Source organism: Escherichia sp. MOD1-EC5495 (assembly GCF_002965965.1).
GTDB lineage: Bacteria > Pseudomonadota > Gammaproteobacteria > Enterobacterales > Enterobacteriaceae > Escherichia > Escherichia ruysiae.
On record NZ_PTRI01000016.1, the window covers coordinates 107,443 to 122,263 of the forward strand.

13 protein-coding genes are annotated in these 14,821 nt (G+C 51.4%); 7 read left to right on the forward strand and 6 right to left on the reverse strand.

The genetic code is table 11. The annotated features are described in order from the left end of the window. Positions 1-25 precede the first annotated feature (25 nt). The 3 genes from BEG40_RS14520 (at position 26) to yjdP (ending at position 3,433) form a co-directional block, all read left to right on the forward strand. Positions 26-2,290 (forward strand): hybrid sensor histidine kinase/response regulator, encoded by a 2,265-nt coding sequence (locus tag BEG40_RS14520; protein ID WP_105285633.1) that lies wholly within the window; start codon positions 26-28, stop codon positions 2,288-2,290. A 112-nt stretch (positions 2,291-2,402) separates the two neighbouring features. After that, the gene (locus BEG40_RS14525; protein WP_000636711.1) at positions 2,403-3,035 is read left to right on the forward strand and encodes a GNAT family protein; all 633 of its coding nucleotides are present in this window, start codon (positions 2,403-2,405) and stop codon (positions 3,033-3,035) included. Positions 3,036-3,103: 68 nt separating this feature from the next. Further along, positions 3,104-3,433 carry a DDRRRQL repeat protein YjdP gene (gene yjdP, locus BEG40_RS14530; RefSeq protein WP_016159899.1) on the forward strand — a complete coding sequence of 110 codons (330 nt, stop codon included), beginning with the start codon at positions 3,104-3,106 and terminating at the stop codon, positions 3,431-3,433. 63 nt (positions 3,434-3,496) lie between these two features. On the opposite strand, the gene yjdN is transcribed toward yjdP, so the two are convergent. After that, positions 3,497-3,940, reverse strand: a complete 444-nt coding sequence (yjdN, locus tag BEG40_RS14535) for a VOC family metalloprotein YjdN (RefSeq protein ID WP_105285634.1) — start codon at positions 3,938-3,940, stop codon at positions 3,497-3,499. A 139-nt stretch (positions 3,941-4,079) separates the two neighbouring features. Further along, the gene (locus BEG40_RS14540) at positions 4,080-4,415 is read right to left on the reverse strand and encodes a zinc ribbon domain-containing protein YjdM (RefSeq protein ID WP_001300891.1); all 336 of its coding nucleotides are present in this window, start codon (positions 4,413-4,415) and stop codon (positions 4,080-4,082) included. A 400-nt stretch (positions 4,416-4,815) separates the two neighbouring features. Here BEG40_RS14540 and crfC point away from each other — a divergent pair, with 400 nt between their 5' ends. The 4 genes from crfC (at position 4,816) to pmrR (ending at position 9,889) form a co-directional block, all read left to right on the forward strand. Next, entirely contained in the window at positions 4,816-7,044 is a 2,229-nt protein-coding gene (gene crfC, locus BEG40_RS14550; RefSeq protein ID WP_000288530.1) for a clamp-binding protein CrfC, read from the forward strand. Next, a complete protein-coding gene (locus BEG40_RS14555; RefSeq protein ID WP_105285635.1) occupies positions 7,041-7,913 on the forward strand; it encodes a diguanylate cyclase regulator RdcB family protein in 873 nt (290 codons plus the stop codon). The genes crfC and BEG40_RS14555 overlap by 4 nt, the downstream gene beginning before the upstream one ends. Positions 7,914-8,182: 269 nt before the next feature. Next, positions 8,183-9,685: a glycine betaine/L-proline transporter ProP gene (gene proP, locus BEG40_RS14560; protein ID WP_010353876.1), complete on the forward strand. Its 1,503-nt coding sequence runs from the start codon at positions 8,183-8,185 to the stop codon at positions 9,683-9,685. Between the two features lie 114 nt (positions 9,686-9,799). After that, a complete protein-coding gene (gene pmrR / locus BEG40_RS14565) occupies positions 9,800-9,889 on the forward strand; it encodes an LpxT activity modulator PmrR (RefSeq protein ID WP_000797657.1) in 90 nt (29 codons plus the stop codon). On the opposite strand, the gene pmrB is transcribed toward pmrR, so the two are convergent. The 4 genes from pmrB to adiC form a co-directional block, all read right to left on the reverse strand. After that, positions 9,865-10,965, reverse strand: a complete 1,101-nt coding sequence (gene pmrB, locus BEG40_RS14570; RefSeq protein ID WP_198600209.1) for a two-component system sensor histidine kinase PmrB — start codon at positions 10,963-10,965, stop codon at positions 9,865-9,867. The two genes, pmrR and pmrB, sit on opposite strands and share 25 nt — an antisense overlap. Next, positions 10,966-11,634, reverse strand: coding sequence for a two-component system response regulator BasR (gene basR / locus BEG40_RS14575; protein WP_000697918.1), 669 nt, complete (start codon positions 11,632-11,634; stop codon positions 10,966-10,968). It abuts the gene before it with no gap. Further along, the gene (gene eptA / locus BEG40_RS14580) at positions 11,631-13,274 is read right to left on the reverse strand and encodes a phosphoethanolamine transferase EptA (protein WP_105285636.1); all 1,644 of its coding nucleotides are present in this window, start codon (positions 13,272-13,274) and stop codon (positions 11,631-11,633) included. Before eptA ends, basR begins: the two co-directional genes overlap by 4 nt. 103 nt (positions 13,275-13,377) lie before the next feature. Continuing rightward, complete coding sequence (gene adiC, locus BEG40_RS14585) at positions 13,378-14,715, reverse strand: arginine/agmatine antiporter (protein WP_000093133.1); 1,338 nt, start codon at positions 14,713-14,715, stop codon at positions 13,378-13,380. Positions 14,716-14,821 lie beyond the last annotated feature (106 nt).

Sequence of the window (14,821 nt, forward strand, 5' to 3'; positions counted from 1 at the left end):
GCGAATTTTCTTCACGGAGCGTGATATGGCGCACCCCGGACGTCACTTTTTTGCCAGCGCGCGCGGGCGATTGCTGCTTTTGAATTTGCTGGTGGTGGCAGTGACGCTGATGGTCAGCGGCGTGGCGGTAATGGGCTTTCGTCATGCCAGCCAGATGCAGGAGCAGGTGCAGCAGCAAACGGTAGATGATATGACCGGCAGCCTGAATCTGGCGCGCGACACGGCAAACGTGGCGACGGCGGCGGTGCGATTGTCACAGGTGGTGGGGGCGCTGGAATATAAAGGCGAAGCCGAGCGATTGCTGGAGACACAGCGGGCGTTAAAAAACTCACTTGAGCAACTGGCGACAGCGCCTTTAGCACAGCAGGACGCCGGACTGGTGGCGCGAATCATCCAGCGCAGCAATGAACTGCAAACCAGCGTCGGCGGAATGCTGGAGCGGGGGCAAAGGCGGCATCTGGAACGCAACGCGTTGTTAAGTTCGCTATATCAAAACTTAAGTTATCTGCGGCATCTGCAAAAAGTCACTCACGCGCAAGATGATATTTTGCTTAACGAGATGAACCGGCTGATTGTTGCCACCATTGCCACTCCAGCACCGCAGGCGATTATTCATCAACTGGTTGAAGTGATGTCTGCGCTGCCGACTCATAGTGATACGCCGTTAGTAAATACGCTACTTACTGATTTCAATGATGAACTACGTAAACTCGCGCCGCTTTCTGCCGCTCTGGAGCAAAGCGATCTGGCGATTAGCTGGTATATGTTTCACATCAAAGCTCTGGTGGCGATCCTTAACAGCGATATTAACCATTATGCCGAACAGGTGGCGATGCTTTCAGGTCAGCGGGTAGCGCAAAGCTACCAGGATCTGCGCTCCGGCGAGAGAGTGATCATGATCTTTGCCCTGTTAGCGGTGGTGATCACCGCGTTTGCAGGTTGGTACATCTATCGCAATCTTGGCTCAAACCTGACGGCGATTTCTCGCGCCATGAGTCGTCTGGCGCACGGTGAAGCAGACGTCAGCTTTCCGGCGTTACAGCGGCGCGATGAGTTGGGGGAACTGGCACGCGCCTTTAACGTCTTCGCCCATAATACCGCATCGCTTGAACGGACGTCACGGCTGCTGAAAGAGAAAACCACGCAGATGGAGATTGCCCAAACCGAGCGGCAGGGGCTGGAAGAGGCGCTATTGCACAGCCAGAAGCTAAAAGCGGTCGGGCAACTGACGGGGGGACTGGCGCATGATTTTAATAATCTGTTGGCGGTGATTATTGGCAGCCTGGAGCTGGTGAACACGGACTCGCCCGACGCGCCGCGAATACAGCGGGCGCAGCAAGCCGCCGAACGTGGCGCGCTACTGACCCAACGGCTGTTGGCATTTTCCCGCAAGCAGTCCTTACATCCACAAGCCATTGAACTGAAAACATTACTGGAAGAGTTAAGCGAATTGATGCGCCACTCCTTACCGGCAACGCTGACGCTGGAGATTGAAGCGCAGTCTCCGGCGTGGCCTGCGTGGATTGACGTCAGCCAACTGGAAAACGCCATCATCAACCTGGTGATGAACGCTCGTGATGCGATGGAAGGGCTGACGGGAACCCTCAAAATCCGCACCTGGAACCAGCGTGTCACCCGTAGCGGTGGGCAGCGTCAGGATATGGTGGCTCTGGAGGTTATCGATCATGGCTGTGGAATGTCGCAGGAGGTGAAAGACCAGGTGTTCGAACCGTTCTTTACCACCAAACAGACGGGGAGCGGCAGCGGGCTGGGCTTGTTGATGGTCTATGGTTTTGTGCGCCAGTCCGGCGGGAGGGTGGAAATCGAAAGTGCGCCGGGGCAGGGAACGACAGTCAGACTACAGCTTCCCCGTGCGTTGTTGGCGGCGAAAAATGTATCGTCAGCGGTGGTAGAACAGACAGCCGTCAGCGGCGATAAGCTGGTGTTGGTGCTGGAAGATGAAGCTGCGGTACGCCAGACAATCTGCGAACAGTTACACCTACTGGGCTATTTGACGCTGGAAGCCAGCAGCGGCGAACAGGCGCTGGATCTGCTGGCGGCATCAGCGGAAATCGATATCTTTATCAGCGACTTAATGCTCCCAGGCGGTATGAGCGGCGCAGAAGTGGTCAATGCAGCACGCAAACGCTACCCACACCTGACGCTGTTGCTTATCAGCGGTCAGGATTTACGCCCCAGCTATAACCCCGCGTTGCCAGAAGTGGCGCTGCTGCGCAAACCTTTTACCCGCGTGCAACTGGCGCAGGCATTGGGGCAAATTGAGGGATGATTTTCAGAATTTATCAAGAGGCCTGGAGCAAATGTGCTGCTATTGTGAGCAATTCTGTTCTGAATGGGATATAAAAGGAATTATGCCAGTACTGACAAGAGGCGATTCACATATGATCGTGATGCCAACCACCTATAGCCCAATGACGGTTGCTCGTTCTTTTCGCGTGGTGGAAGAGATCGAGCTTTCCGGGCGTCTGTTACAGGTGATTTATGACAGCCAGACGCCAAGAGCGGCCATCATTGAAGCGGACATTGAAGTTTTTGCAGGCGTGCCACGTCATCGGGTACTTGCCGCTCTCGACCTGCAGCGTAAAAAAGAGTTCGGCAGCGATATTATTGCCGTTGAACGCTGGTGGGAAGACTCGGATCTGGTACAAGTGGAAGGTATCTGCGTCTCCCCAGGTGAACGCGATAAAGGTCTGGCAACGCGACTGTATGAAGCGTTAATCCTGCAATGCGGAATCACACTCATCAGCGATTTTGATCAGTATGATGGCGGGAAGATGCTCTGGCAGAAGATCGCGCGCGAGTCCGATCAGATTTCAGTGTTTATATTAGACACTGAACAAGAGACATTTTGGCCTTACGATGGCACGAAAGTGATCTACGATGGTGGCTGCATTCCGGAAGAACGTATCTGGAGTATTTCTCCGGATCAAAAATGTCATAGCATTGTGCTGGTGGCGGAAAATAAACGGCGAGCTATCCAGCTAATGGAAGAGTCTGCGCCTTACCGTATTTGAGATTACTCCGCTACTCCGGTTATTCACACTCAACTAACGTTAAGCCAGTCCATCACAGAGACTGGCTTATGAAACCTTACTCCACGCTCTTTCTTTTCACCCTGCTCACGTTGACCATCGTTCCGGCTCAGGCCGATATTATCGACGACACGATTGGTAATATTCAGCAGGCGATTAACGACGCTTATAACCCTGATCGTGGGCGTGACTATGAAGATTCGCGCGACGACGGCTGGCAGCGTCAAGTGAGCGACGATCGTCGCAGACAATATGACGACCGCCGCCGCCAGTTTGAAGATCGCCGCAGGCAGCTTGACGACCGCCAGCGCCAGCTTGATCAGGAGCGTCGGCAGCTGGAAGATGAAGAGCGGAGAATGGAAGATGAGTATGGGCGGTGATGTTGGGTGTGGAGCAGGCATCGCCCCTCCCCCTAATTCTCCCCATCAGCTATTAAAGCCCCGCTATTGTGTTGACTGCTGCTTAACGACATTAATCATCCACGACACACCATATTTATCGGTAACTTTGCCGAAGCCATGCGCCCAGAAGGTTTCCTGCCAGTCCATTTCGATTTTTCCGTTGGCGGCAAGGTTGTCAAACCAACGTTTCCCTTCCTCGACCTGTTGCGAATCGAGCACCAGCGTAAAGCCGGAGTAGTTGGCTTTTCCTGACGGTATGGCATCGCTCATCATGATGTCGCTTCCGGCAATGCGCACGTTAGCATGGGCGATGGCAGTATCGGGAAATTGCATCCCTGAAGGACAGCCTTCGGTGCTTTCTTGCGTGGGTTTCGGCATTTCCCCAAAGCTGATTTTATAGAGCAGTTCCGCGCCTAACGCGCGTTGGTAATAGGCTATCGCGTCGGCACAGTTACCGGAAAAAGAGATATAGGGACTTAACGGCATGATGGTGACCTCAGTTAAGAGAAGTCAGTTAAGTGTAGTTTGAATTTTGTACAGATGAAGAGTAGGCCTGATAAGACGCGCAAGCGTCGCATCAGGCATTTGGCACCGTTGCCGGATGTATCGCACCCGGCATTCGAAATCAGTTCTTTTTCACAAACTCAGATTTCAGTTTCATTGGACCAAAACCGTCGATTTTGCAATCGATGTTATGGTCGCCTTCAACCAGGCGGATGTTTTTCACTTTGGTGCCAATTTTCAGCATCGAAGAGCTACCTTTCACCTTCAGATCTTTAATGATGGTAACGCTGTCGCCGTCAGCCAGCAGGTTGCCGTTAGCATCTTTAACGATCAGCTCGTCGCTTTCCTGTGCAGGTTCGGCGTCGTTCCATTCGTAGGCGCATTCCGGGCAGATGTACATGCCGTTATCTTCGTAGGTGTATTCGGAGTTGCATTTCGGGCAGTGTGGTAATGACATGTGGATTTCCTCAAAAGTCAGCAGGGCAAAAGCGCCAAAAAACGGCAGATTGCCGAAAAAGGCCGCAATTATACACAAAATCCCTGAGTTTGTCGGGGGTACTGCTGATTTTAGTCGACGATCGTTTTCATTTGAAAGACAACGCAAAAAGAAAATAATCTTTTTGCCTCTGTTTATTATTTAAGTTAAGGTTAACTCTCTTCTTGTTCTTTTTTTAATTAAATTGTTATTTTATCTTTCTGACTTTTAACTTGTCGGAAGAGATTTATTCATCCTAATAAAAACAATATATTAAATATAAAAATTATTTCCTGCAGTAATTATAAAAGCCGACAACAGAACTAAAAAACGATCTGGCTAAATAAAAAATAATGAAATTTGCCTTAAGGAAGAATTTTCCATGTACACACAGACAATATATGAATTAAGTCAGGAGGCTGAGCGTCTGTTACAGCTTTCCCGACAACAGTTGCAGTTACTGGAAAAAATGCCGCTCTCTGTGCCCGGAGAAGATGCACCACCACTGACTTTACCCTGGAGTCAGCCTAATATCGCCGAGCGTCATGCGATGCTGAATAATGAGCTGCGTAAAATTTCCCGTCTGGAAATGGTGCTGGCGATTATTGGCACCATGAAAGCAGGGAAATCAACCACCATTAACGCTATTGTTGGCACTGAAGTTCTGCCTAATCGCAATCGCCCTATGACTGCGCTGCCGACGCTTATTCGCCATACGCCGGGGCAAAAAGAACCGGTGCTGCATTTTTCACATGTCGCACCAATCGACTGTTTAATCCAACAATTACAACAACGCCTGCGCGATTGCGATATTGAGCATCTGACCGAACTGCTGGAAATAGATAAAGATATGCGTGCGCTTATGCAGCGGATCGAAAATGGCGTTGCTTTTGAAAAATATTATCTTGGTGCCCAGCCAATTTTTCATTGTCTGAAAAGTTTGAATGATTTGGTGCGTCTGGCGAAGGCGCTGGACGTCGATTTTCCTTTTTCTGCTTACGCCGCCATTGAGCATATTCCAGTAATTGAAGTGGAGTTTGTCCATCTGGCGGGGCTGGAGAGTTATCCCGGTCAATTGACGTTGCTGGATACCCCCGGACCGAATGAAGCCGGACAACCGCATCTGCAAAAAATGCTTAACGAGCAACTGGCGCGCGCCTCCGCAGTGCTGGCGGTGCTGGACTATACGCAACTGAAGTCAATCTCCGATGAAGAGGTGCGTGAGGCGGTTTTAGCGGTGGGGAAATCAGTACCGCTGTATGTGCTCGTCAATAAGTTCGATCAGCAGGATCGTAACAGTGACGATGCCGAACAGGTGCGGGCGCTGATTTCCGGAACGCTGATGAAAGGCTGTGTTACGCCAGGGCAGATATTTCCGGTATCGTCGATGTGGGGCTATCTGGCGAATCGGGCACGTCATGAGTTAGCTAACAATGGGAAGTTGCCTGCGCCGGAGCAACAACGCTGGGTGGAGGATTTTGCCCATGCCGCGCTTGGCAGGCGCTGGCGCAATGCCGATCTGGCAGATATCGACCGTATTCGTCATGCCGCCGATCAACTGTGGGAAGATTCGCTGTTCGCGCAACCGGTTCAGGCATTACTCCATGCTGCCTACGCCAACGCGTCGTTATATGCTCTGCGATCTGCCTCGCATAAGTTGTTGAATTATGCCCAACAAGCGCGGGAATACCTTGATTTTCGCGCACACGGGCTGAACGTCGTCTGCGAGCAATTGCGGCAAAATATCCGCCAGGTTGAAGAAAATATGCAGCTATTGCAGCTCAATCAGGTGCAGGTGAGTGGCGAGATTAAACATGAAATCGAGGTGGCTCTGGTATCAGCCAACGACTTTCTGCGTCAGCAGCAAGATGAGGTGAATACCCAGTTAGCTGTACTTTTTCAACATGATTCATGGTCGTTAAGCGAGATTCGTACCCGCTGCGAGACGCTGTTACAGGCGGCGCAGACCAAAATCAGCCGTGATTTTACGCTGCGTTTTGCTGAACTGGAATCAACCCTTTGCCGGGTGTTAACCGATGTTATTCACCCCATCGAGCAGCGGGTAAAAACAGAATTGAATGAGTCCGGGTTTCGCCCCGGCTTTCATTTTCCTGCTTTTCATGGCGCAGTCCCACACTTCAATACTCGCCAGTTGTTCAGCGATGCAATATCCCACCAGGAAGCAACGGATGAGCAGAGCAGCCGTTTTGGCATTGTGCGTGAGACGTTCTCGCGCTGGCTGAATCAGCCTGACTGGGGACGGGGTGGTGAGAAATCCCCGCCAGAGGCCGTTGATTACAGTGCGCTACAACGAACGTTAACCGAAGAAGTAGACCTTTATTGCCAACAAATGGCTAAAGCTTTGGCGGTTCAGGTCGATGATTCTGTCACGGCAGGCATGAACACTTTTTTCGCTGATTTCGCGTTATGTTTGACGGAATTACAGGCGCGTTTACGCGATAGTCTGGCTCTGCGTCAACAAAATGAATCCGTGGTCAGGATGATGCAGCAGCAATTGCAACAGACCGTGATGATTCATGGCTGGATTTATACGGACTCTCAGTTGTTACGCGATGATATTCAAACTCTTTTCATGGCAGAACAGTATTGACAAAGACGTTACTGGACGGCTCCGGTCGCGTACTGGAGTCGGTTTATCCCCGCTTTTTGGTGGATCTGGCGCAGGGCGATGATGCCCGCTATCCACAAGCCCATCAGCAGCAGTTTCGTGAACGACTGATGCAGGAGATCCTTGCGCGCGCACAGCTTCAGGCGTGGGCGAATGTCGGAATGTTAAATGCGCCACTTAGCCTGCGCCTGACATTGGTGGAAAAACTGGCGGCGATGCTGGATCCCGGCCATCTGGCGCTGACGCAGATCACGCAACATCTGGCGCTATTGCAAAAAATGGATCACCGCTCGCACTCCGCTTTCCCGGAACTTCCCCAGCAAATTGCCGCGTTGTATGAGTGGTTTTCTGCCCGCTGTCGCTGGAAGGAAAAAGCGTTAATGCAACGAGGGTTACTGGTTCAGGCAGGTGAGCAGAGTGAACAAATTTTTACCCGCTGGTGTGCTGGTGCGTACAACGCCTGGTCGCTGCCGGGACGTTGTTTTATTGCTCTGGAAGAGCTGCGCTGGGGGGCGTTTGGTGATGCCTGCCGTCTGGGAAACCCACAAGCAGCGGCGTTGTTGCTTGGCGATTTACGCGTGAAAGCGACGCAATATCTGGCTGAAAGTATCAATGCGGCACCGACTACTCGCCATTATTACCATCAGTGGTTTTCCTCTCCTACTACCCCGACTGGCGGGGATCATGCTGACTTTTTAAGTTGGCTTGGCAAGTGGTCCGATGCCGATAAGCAGCCCGTTTGCTGGTCAGTAACCCAACGCTGGCAAACCGTCGCGCTGGGGATGCCACGGCTCTGTTCAGCACAGCGTCTGGCGGGCGCGATGGTTGAGGAAATCTTCTCTGTAAATTGACTGTAAATGATCAGTTACATCAATGAGTGCTCAACGAAATCCATGTGTGAAGTTGATCACAAATTTAAACACTGGTAGGGTAAAAAGGTCATTAACTGCCCAATTCAGGCGTCAACAGGTTTGATTGTACAATCCTTAATCGGATCGTGTAAGCAAACCAGCTACGCTTGTTACAGAGATTGCACCCTGCAATTCCCGCTCCCCTTTTGCGGGCGCCGTGTCGATTTGCCTGACGCGTGCGGAAATGGGCTTACTCTGCGAGGAAAGCTATGCTGAAAAGGAAAAAAGTAAAACCGATAACCCTTCGTGATGTCACCATTATTGATGACGGTAAACTGCGAAAAGCCATTACTGCAGCATCGCTGGGTAATGCAATGGAATGGTTCGATTTTGGTGTTTATGGCTTTGTTGCTTACGCATTAGGTAAAGTATTTTTCCCAGGGGCTGACCCCAGCGTGCAGATGGTTGCTGCACTTGCCACCTTCTCCGTTCCCTTTCTGATTCGACCGCTTGGCGGACTCTTCTTTGGTATGTTGGGCGATAAATATGGTCGCCAGAAGATCCTCGCTATCACTATTGTGATTATGTCGATCAGTACGTTCTGTATCGGTTTAATACCGTCCTACGCCTCTATTGGTATTTGGGCGCCGATTTTGCTGTTGATCTGTAAGATGGCACAAGGTTTCTCGGTCGGCGGCGAATATACCGGAGCGTCGATATTTGTTGCGGAATACTCACCTGACCGTAAACGTGGCTTTATGGGCAGCTGGCTGGATTTCGGTTCTATTGCCGGGTTTGTGCTGGGTGCGGGCGTGGTGGTGTTGATCTCGACCATCGTCGGTGAAGAGAATTTCCTTGACTGGGGCTGGCGTATTCCGTTCTTTATCGCGCTGCCGCTGGGAATTATTGGGCTTTATCTTCGTCATGCTTTAGAAGAGACGCCAGCGTTCCAGCAACATGTTGAGAAACTGGAACAGGGTGACCGCGAAGGTTTGCAGGATGGCCCGAAAGTCTCGTTTAAAGAGATTGCCACCAAACACTGGCGCAGTCTGTTGACATGTATTGGTCTGGTGATTGCCACCAACGTGACTTACTACATGTTGCTGACTTATATGCCGAGTTATTTGTCGCATAACCTGCATTACTCCGAAGACCACGGGGTGCTGATTATTATCGCGATTATGATCGGTATGCTGTTTGTTCAGCCGGTGATGGGCTTGCTGAGTGACCGTTTTGGCCGTCGTCCGTTTGTGATCCTCGGCAGTGTTGCGTTGTTTGCGCTGGCGATCCCGGCGTTTATCCTGATTAACAGTAATATTATCGGCCTGATTTTCGCCGGGTTGCTGATGCTGGCGGTGATCCTTAACTGCTTTACGGGTGTAATGGCCTCTACCTTGCCAGCGATGTTCCCGACACATATCCGTTATAGTGCGCTGGCGGCGGCATTTAATATTTCGGTACTGGTTGCCGGTCTGACGCCAACGCTGGCGGCCTGGCTGGTGGAAAGCTCGCATAATCTGATGATGCCTGCCTATTACCTGATGGTAGTGGCGGTGATTGGTTTGATTACCGGCGTGACCATGAAAGAGACGGCGAATCGTCCACTGAAAGGTGCGACGCCTGCGGCGTCAGATTTGCAGGAAGCGAAGGAAATTCTCGTCGAGCATTACGATAATATCGAGCAGAAAATCGAGGATATTGACCAGGAGATTGCCGATTTGCAGGCGAAACGTACCCGTCTGGTGCAGCAACATCCGCGAATTGATGAGTAAGCTGAAACGGATTGCCTGATGCGGCACTCTCTTATCAGGCCAACAATCGAACTCTTAAGGTTCACTTAATCTCTGACGCGCATACTCTCCTCCAGGACAACGGAGGAGAGTGCAATGAAAAACCGTGTTTATGAAAGTTTAACGACTGTGTTTAGCGTGCTGGTCGTCAGCAGCTTTCTCTATATCTGGTTTGCCACGTACTGATCTTTTTTCAGCCGTACCCAGGCGCGCGTGCCGGAAGCCTCTTCCCGGTTTTGCAGGAAAAACTGCCCGTGATGCAACTGTGTGATGCGGCTGACAATGCTTAATCCCAGACCAATCCCGCCATAACGGCTGTCCATTCGTACAAACGCTTTGCTCAACTCTCCGCATTTACTCTCATCAATGCCAGGCCCTTCATCTTCAACCGCCATTACCGCACCGCCATCTTCTTGCAGTTTAATCATAATGTTGCTGCCTGTTGGACTATAGCGATGGGCGTTTTCTACCAGGTTACGCAATAACATCCGTAGCAGGGTCGCGTCGCCCTGAACGGTGATGTCGGCGGCGCTCTCTGGTAACAGCAAGGTTTGTTGACGCTGGTCGAGCATGGTGCTGAGTTCGTCATAGGAGGGCAGGATCACATCTTCCAGCAGTTTTACATGTTGATAATTACCGGAAGAAAATGACTGTCCGGCGCGTGCCAGTTGCAACAACTGGGAGACGCTCTCCATCATCTGATCAAGCCGTGCGACTAACGGCGCTACATCAATGTGATGCGTTTTCGCCAGCAGTTCCAGATGCAAACGCACCCCCGCCAGCGGCGTTCGCAGTTCGTGAGCGACGTCAGCGGTAAACAACCTTTCGTTATCCAGCGTGCTGGTCAGGCGACTGACCAGATCGTTCAACGCCGAAACCACCGCTTCGATTTCGAGGGTGGCACTGTGAATGGCTATGGGCGTTAAGTTGTCAGCGGTGCGCGCTTCCAGCTCTTTTTGCAGTTCCGCCAACGGGCGTGTGATGCGGTGTACCGCCTGATAGCAGATAAATAGTGTCAGGCTGACCATAAATACGCCGGGAACAATCAGGCTGGCGACTGCTTCGCGGATCTCACGCATGATGTGGCGATCGTTGTTGCGATTGTCACGTAGCGCCTGCTCAAAGAGCTGAATTTGCTCGGTACTTTCATGCCATAGCCAGAAGACGCTAATCAGCTCAAAAACCAGCAGAATGGCGCCGATGGTCAATATCAGCCGTTGACGCAGCGACATTGGGCGGCGCAGAAAACGCATCAGATTCAATTAGTTTTCCTCATTCGCGACCAGCATATAGCCAAAGCCGCGCACGGTGCGGATACGTGTTTTGCCCACTTTGTCGCGCAGGTTGTGGATATGCACTTCCAGGGTGTTGGTCGAGGGTTCGTTGTCCCAGTTGTAGATATCGTTGTAGAGAATTTCCCGATGCACGGGGCTGCCTGCTTTGAGCATCAGCCGCGAGAGCAGAGCATATTCTTTGGGCGTCAGAATCAACTCTTCGCCGCCCATCCATACCTGACGGCGACCCATATTCAGCGTCAGATTGCCAACAATCAGCTCACTTTCGCCCTGATTATTATGGCGTCGCAGCAGAGCGCGGATGCGGGCGTGTAACTCTTCCAGCGCAAAAGGTTTTACCAGATAGTCATCGGCACCGACATCCAGCCCCGCTATTTTGTCGGTCAGGGTGTCGCGAGCGGTGAGGATCAGTACCGGCAGGGTATATTTTTTCTGCCGGATACGGGCGAGAAAATGCAGCCCATCTTCGTCGGGTAAACCTAAATCCAGCACCACCAGGCTGTAATGACCGGCCTCAAGGCTTTGCTCCGCCATCCGCGCGGTCGTAACGCCATCACACGCGTAGCCTTCGGTTTGCGCCGCCAGAATCAGCCCCTGCAATAACAGTGTATCGTCTTCAACAATCAGAATTTTCATTCAGTCACTCTCCTGCAAGTTTGCAGAATATCATCCGCAGCCTGGTAATACTTCGTTTCGACGCCGGTTAATCCCAACAGGGTTGAGAATAAATTGTCCTGTGAATAGTGCTGCGTTTGTGCCTGTTTTTGCAGGCAGCTCTGGTCAATCTGATACCGCTTTTGATAATCCTCCGATAACCACAGCAGCATCGGTACTTGTTTTTGGCTGTCAGGTGCGATGGCATAAGGCAGGCCGTGCAGGTAGATGCCATTTTCACCTAACGATTCACCATGGTCAGAAAGATAAACCAGGCTGGTGGTAAATTTATCCTGATGTTCTTTCAGCAGATTAATTGCTTTATCAACAATATAGTCGACGTAGAGCAACGTATTATCGTAAGTGTTCACCAGTTGTTCTTTGGAACAGGTCTGGATCTCGTTGGTGTCGCAGGTGGGGGTAAATTTCCTGAACTGCGGCGGATAGCGGTTGTAATAGGTCGGGCCGTGGCTACCGATGGTGTGTAAGACAATCACGCCATCACCTTGCAGGTTATTGATGTACTCTTCCAGCCCGTGGAACAGCACCTCGTCATAGCATTCGCCGTTGATACACTGGCCGGACAGGTTCAGCGCGGTGACATTCTGGTGTGGTACGCGGTCGCAGACACCTTTGCAGCCACCGTCGTTGTCATTCCATAACACATTAATGCCCGCTCGCTGAATGATATCCAGCACGCCTTCCTGGTGCTGTGCCAGCTCTTCTTTGTAATGCTCACGCGGCATATCCGAGAACATGCATGGCACAGAGACAGCCGTTGCCGTGCCGCAAGACGCGGTATTGGGGAAATAGACCACGTTATCTTTCGCCAGACGCGGATTGGTTTCACGTGGGTAGCCGTTGAGTGAGAAATTCTCTGCCCGCGAGGTTTCGCCGACGATCAAGATGGTCAGATTTTTACGCTTCTCTTTTTGCATTAATGGGTTGCGGTGTGCATCCTCGCCAATGCGAACCAGCGGCAGATTTGCCAGTCGCTGGTGGGAATACCATGACCAACTGGCAACAATGCTGTTGGAGGGGCTTAAGGATTTCACCAGCTCTTTGTTGTTGCGAAACAGCGAGGCGTAGTCTTTATAAAACAACGCGGCGACCAGCAGAATCAGCAGTACAGAAATCAGAATATTGGCGCCACGGAAAAGAACGCTACGCAGGCGTGAGGTTGCGGGTTTGATTTTTACCCAGCAGGCAATCAGTGCAGCAAGAACCCCGCTTAATCCCAGAGTTAATAACATCTGCGGTGTCATTAACGCGTAGCTTTCCGCAGGTGTGGTATCCATGATATTGGCAACCATCGAACGGTCGATGACGATGCCATAAGTCATTATGAAATATTGCGCAGACGCGCCGACAAGAATAAACAGGCAGGCCAGTGGACGATTAAGCCATAAGAAAGAGCCTAGCGTCAGGACAATATTAATCACGCTGAACGCGACGACCGGCATCGACAAGAAAACCAGCACGCTATGCATTGAATCCAGCGGTAACGCCTGTAACACCTGTTTAAAAAAGGCAATGTTCAGGCAGATAGCAATATAAAAAGAGGCCAGCAATAGCCAGGCGAGTAAATTCAAAGAGGGTCTTTTTAGAAGGCGCTTCAACATCACGGTGTTTCCATCGAACAAAGTGCGCATATGCTCGCAAAGCAAAGTTAAGCCAACCTTAAGTTCTTAAGGTTGGCTTTTATGTTTGCTGGATTAAGGGGGCTTAATCTTTGCTTATTGGTGCATCTAAAGGATAGGGGTTTTTATGCAGTCGGTTGTAGTTCAGCGTGTACATTGCGGTAATCACCATCAGCGTGACGAATGACCACATGACCTCTTGTGCGCCAGAACCGACCACCGCCCAGATGCAGTAAAGGAAGGCGATAGTGGTGATAGCCAGATACGCCGGACGCGCTTTACCAAAGTGACCGTGGCCTAAAAGTAGTAAAGCTGCACAGGTATAAAGATAAGGCACCAGGGTAAAGATTACCGATACGGAAGAGACCAGACCGAACTCTTTGGTTGCGTTTGGCGAAATGCTGCTGAACTGGAAGATAGTCATCAGGATACCGACGATAATCAACCCAGCTACCGGTGTGCCTGCTTTGTTGACGCGGGCAAAAATCGGTGGGAACAGACCGTCATCGGCAGCGGCTTTCGCCGTTTGCCCGGCCAGTAATGTCCAGCCGCCCAGCGAACCTAAGCAACCAGCCGCCGCACAGAAGGAAACAATGGCCCCTGCGGTATCACCCAGCGCCATCCGCGCAGCATCGCCGAAAGGTGAGGCGGAAACGCGCAGTGCGGCGTTGGGGATCATCCCCATAATCGCGGTGGTCGAGAGCACATAGCAAACGGCGGCAATCAATACCCCGCCAATGGTGGCGATAGGGACGTTGCGTTTCGGGTTTTTAACCACACCTGCTGCAACAGACGCACTTTCCACCCCGATAAATGACCACAGCGTAACGTTTAAGGTGCTTTGAATCGCGCCGAAGGTGCCCAGGCCGCTGACGTTCCATGCCGCCATATAGGTTTCTCCGTGGAACCAGAACCAGCCGAATACGGCAATCCCGACGATTGGGATCAGCGCCAACACGGTAGCGACGGCCTGCACGCGGGTGATCATTTTCGGACCGACGATATTAAGCAGAACGAAGATCCACAGCACCACCACGCAGGTGATGGTTAATACCCACGGATCTTTCAGGAGCGGGAAGAAATAGCTCAAATAGCCGACGCCAATGACCACCATGGCGATATTGCCAATCCAGCAGGCCAGCCAGTAGAGAACGTTGGTTTGATATCCGAGAAAAGGACCGAAACAGCGGCGCGCGTAGGCATATGAACCGCCAGGGCTGGGATCGAGGAACGACATTTTGGCGTAGACCATCGATAAAGCCAAAGCACCGATAATCGTCACCAACCAACCATATATGGCAATACCGCCAGTTGAGGCCAGGTTTGCAGGTAACAGAAATACACCTGACCCCATAATATTCCCCGACACCATCAGAGTAACGGGGATTAAGCCCACTTTGTGAGCATCAGCATCCGAAGACATAATTAAACTCCTGCGAAGGCGAGCTTCGTGACAATAAATTACGTCATATCATGGATTTGCCCCTATATTTCCAGACACCTGTTATCACTTAACCCATTACTGGCCT

Excerpts from the sequence above, each read along its gene's own strand:
- BEG40_RS14520 (WP_105285633.1), top strand. The coding sequence starts at position 26 with ATGGCGCACCCCGGACGTCACTTTTTTGCCAGCGCGCGCGGGCGATTG.
- BEG40_RS14525 (WP_000636711.1), top strand. The coding sequence starts at position 2,403 with ATGATCGTGATGCCAACCACCTATAGCCCAATGACGGTTGCTCGTTCT.
- yjdP (WP_016159899.1), top strand. The coding sequence starts at position 3,104 with ATGAAACCTTACTCCACGCTCTTTCTTTTCACCCTGCTCACGTTGACC.
- yjdN (WP_105285634.1), bottom strand. The coding sequence starts at position 3,940 with ATGCCGTTAAGTCCCTATATCTCTTTTTCCGGTAACTGTGCCGACGCG.
- BEG40_RS14540 (WP_001300891.1), bottom strand. The coding sequence starts at position 4,415 with ATGTCATTACCACACTGCCCGAAATGCAACTCCGAATACACCTACGAA.
- crfC (WP_000288530.1), top strand. The coding sequence starts at position 4,816 with ATGTACACACAGACAATATATGAATTAAGTCAGGAGGCTGAGCGTCTG.
- proP (WP_010353876.1), top strand. The coding sequence starts at position 8,183 with ATGCTGAAAAGGAAAAAAGTAAAACCGATAACCCTTCGTGATGTCACC.
- pmrR (WP_000797657.1), top strand. The coding sequence starts at position 9,800 with ATGAAAAACCGTGTTTATGAAAGTTTAACGACTGTGTTTAGCGTGCTG.
- basR (WP_000697918.1), bottom strand. The coding sequence starts at position 11,634 with ATGAAAATTCTGATTGTTGAAGACGATACACTGTTATTGCAGGGGCTG.
- eptA (WP_105285636.1), bottom strand. The coding sequence starts at position 13,274 with ATGTTGAAGCGCCTTCTAAAAAGACCCTCTTTGAATTTACTCGCCTGG.
- adiC (WP_000093133.1), bottom strand. The coding sequence starts at position 14,715 with ATGTCTTCGGATGCTGATGCTCACAAAGTGGGCTTAATCCCCGTTACT.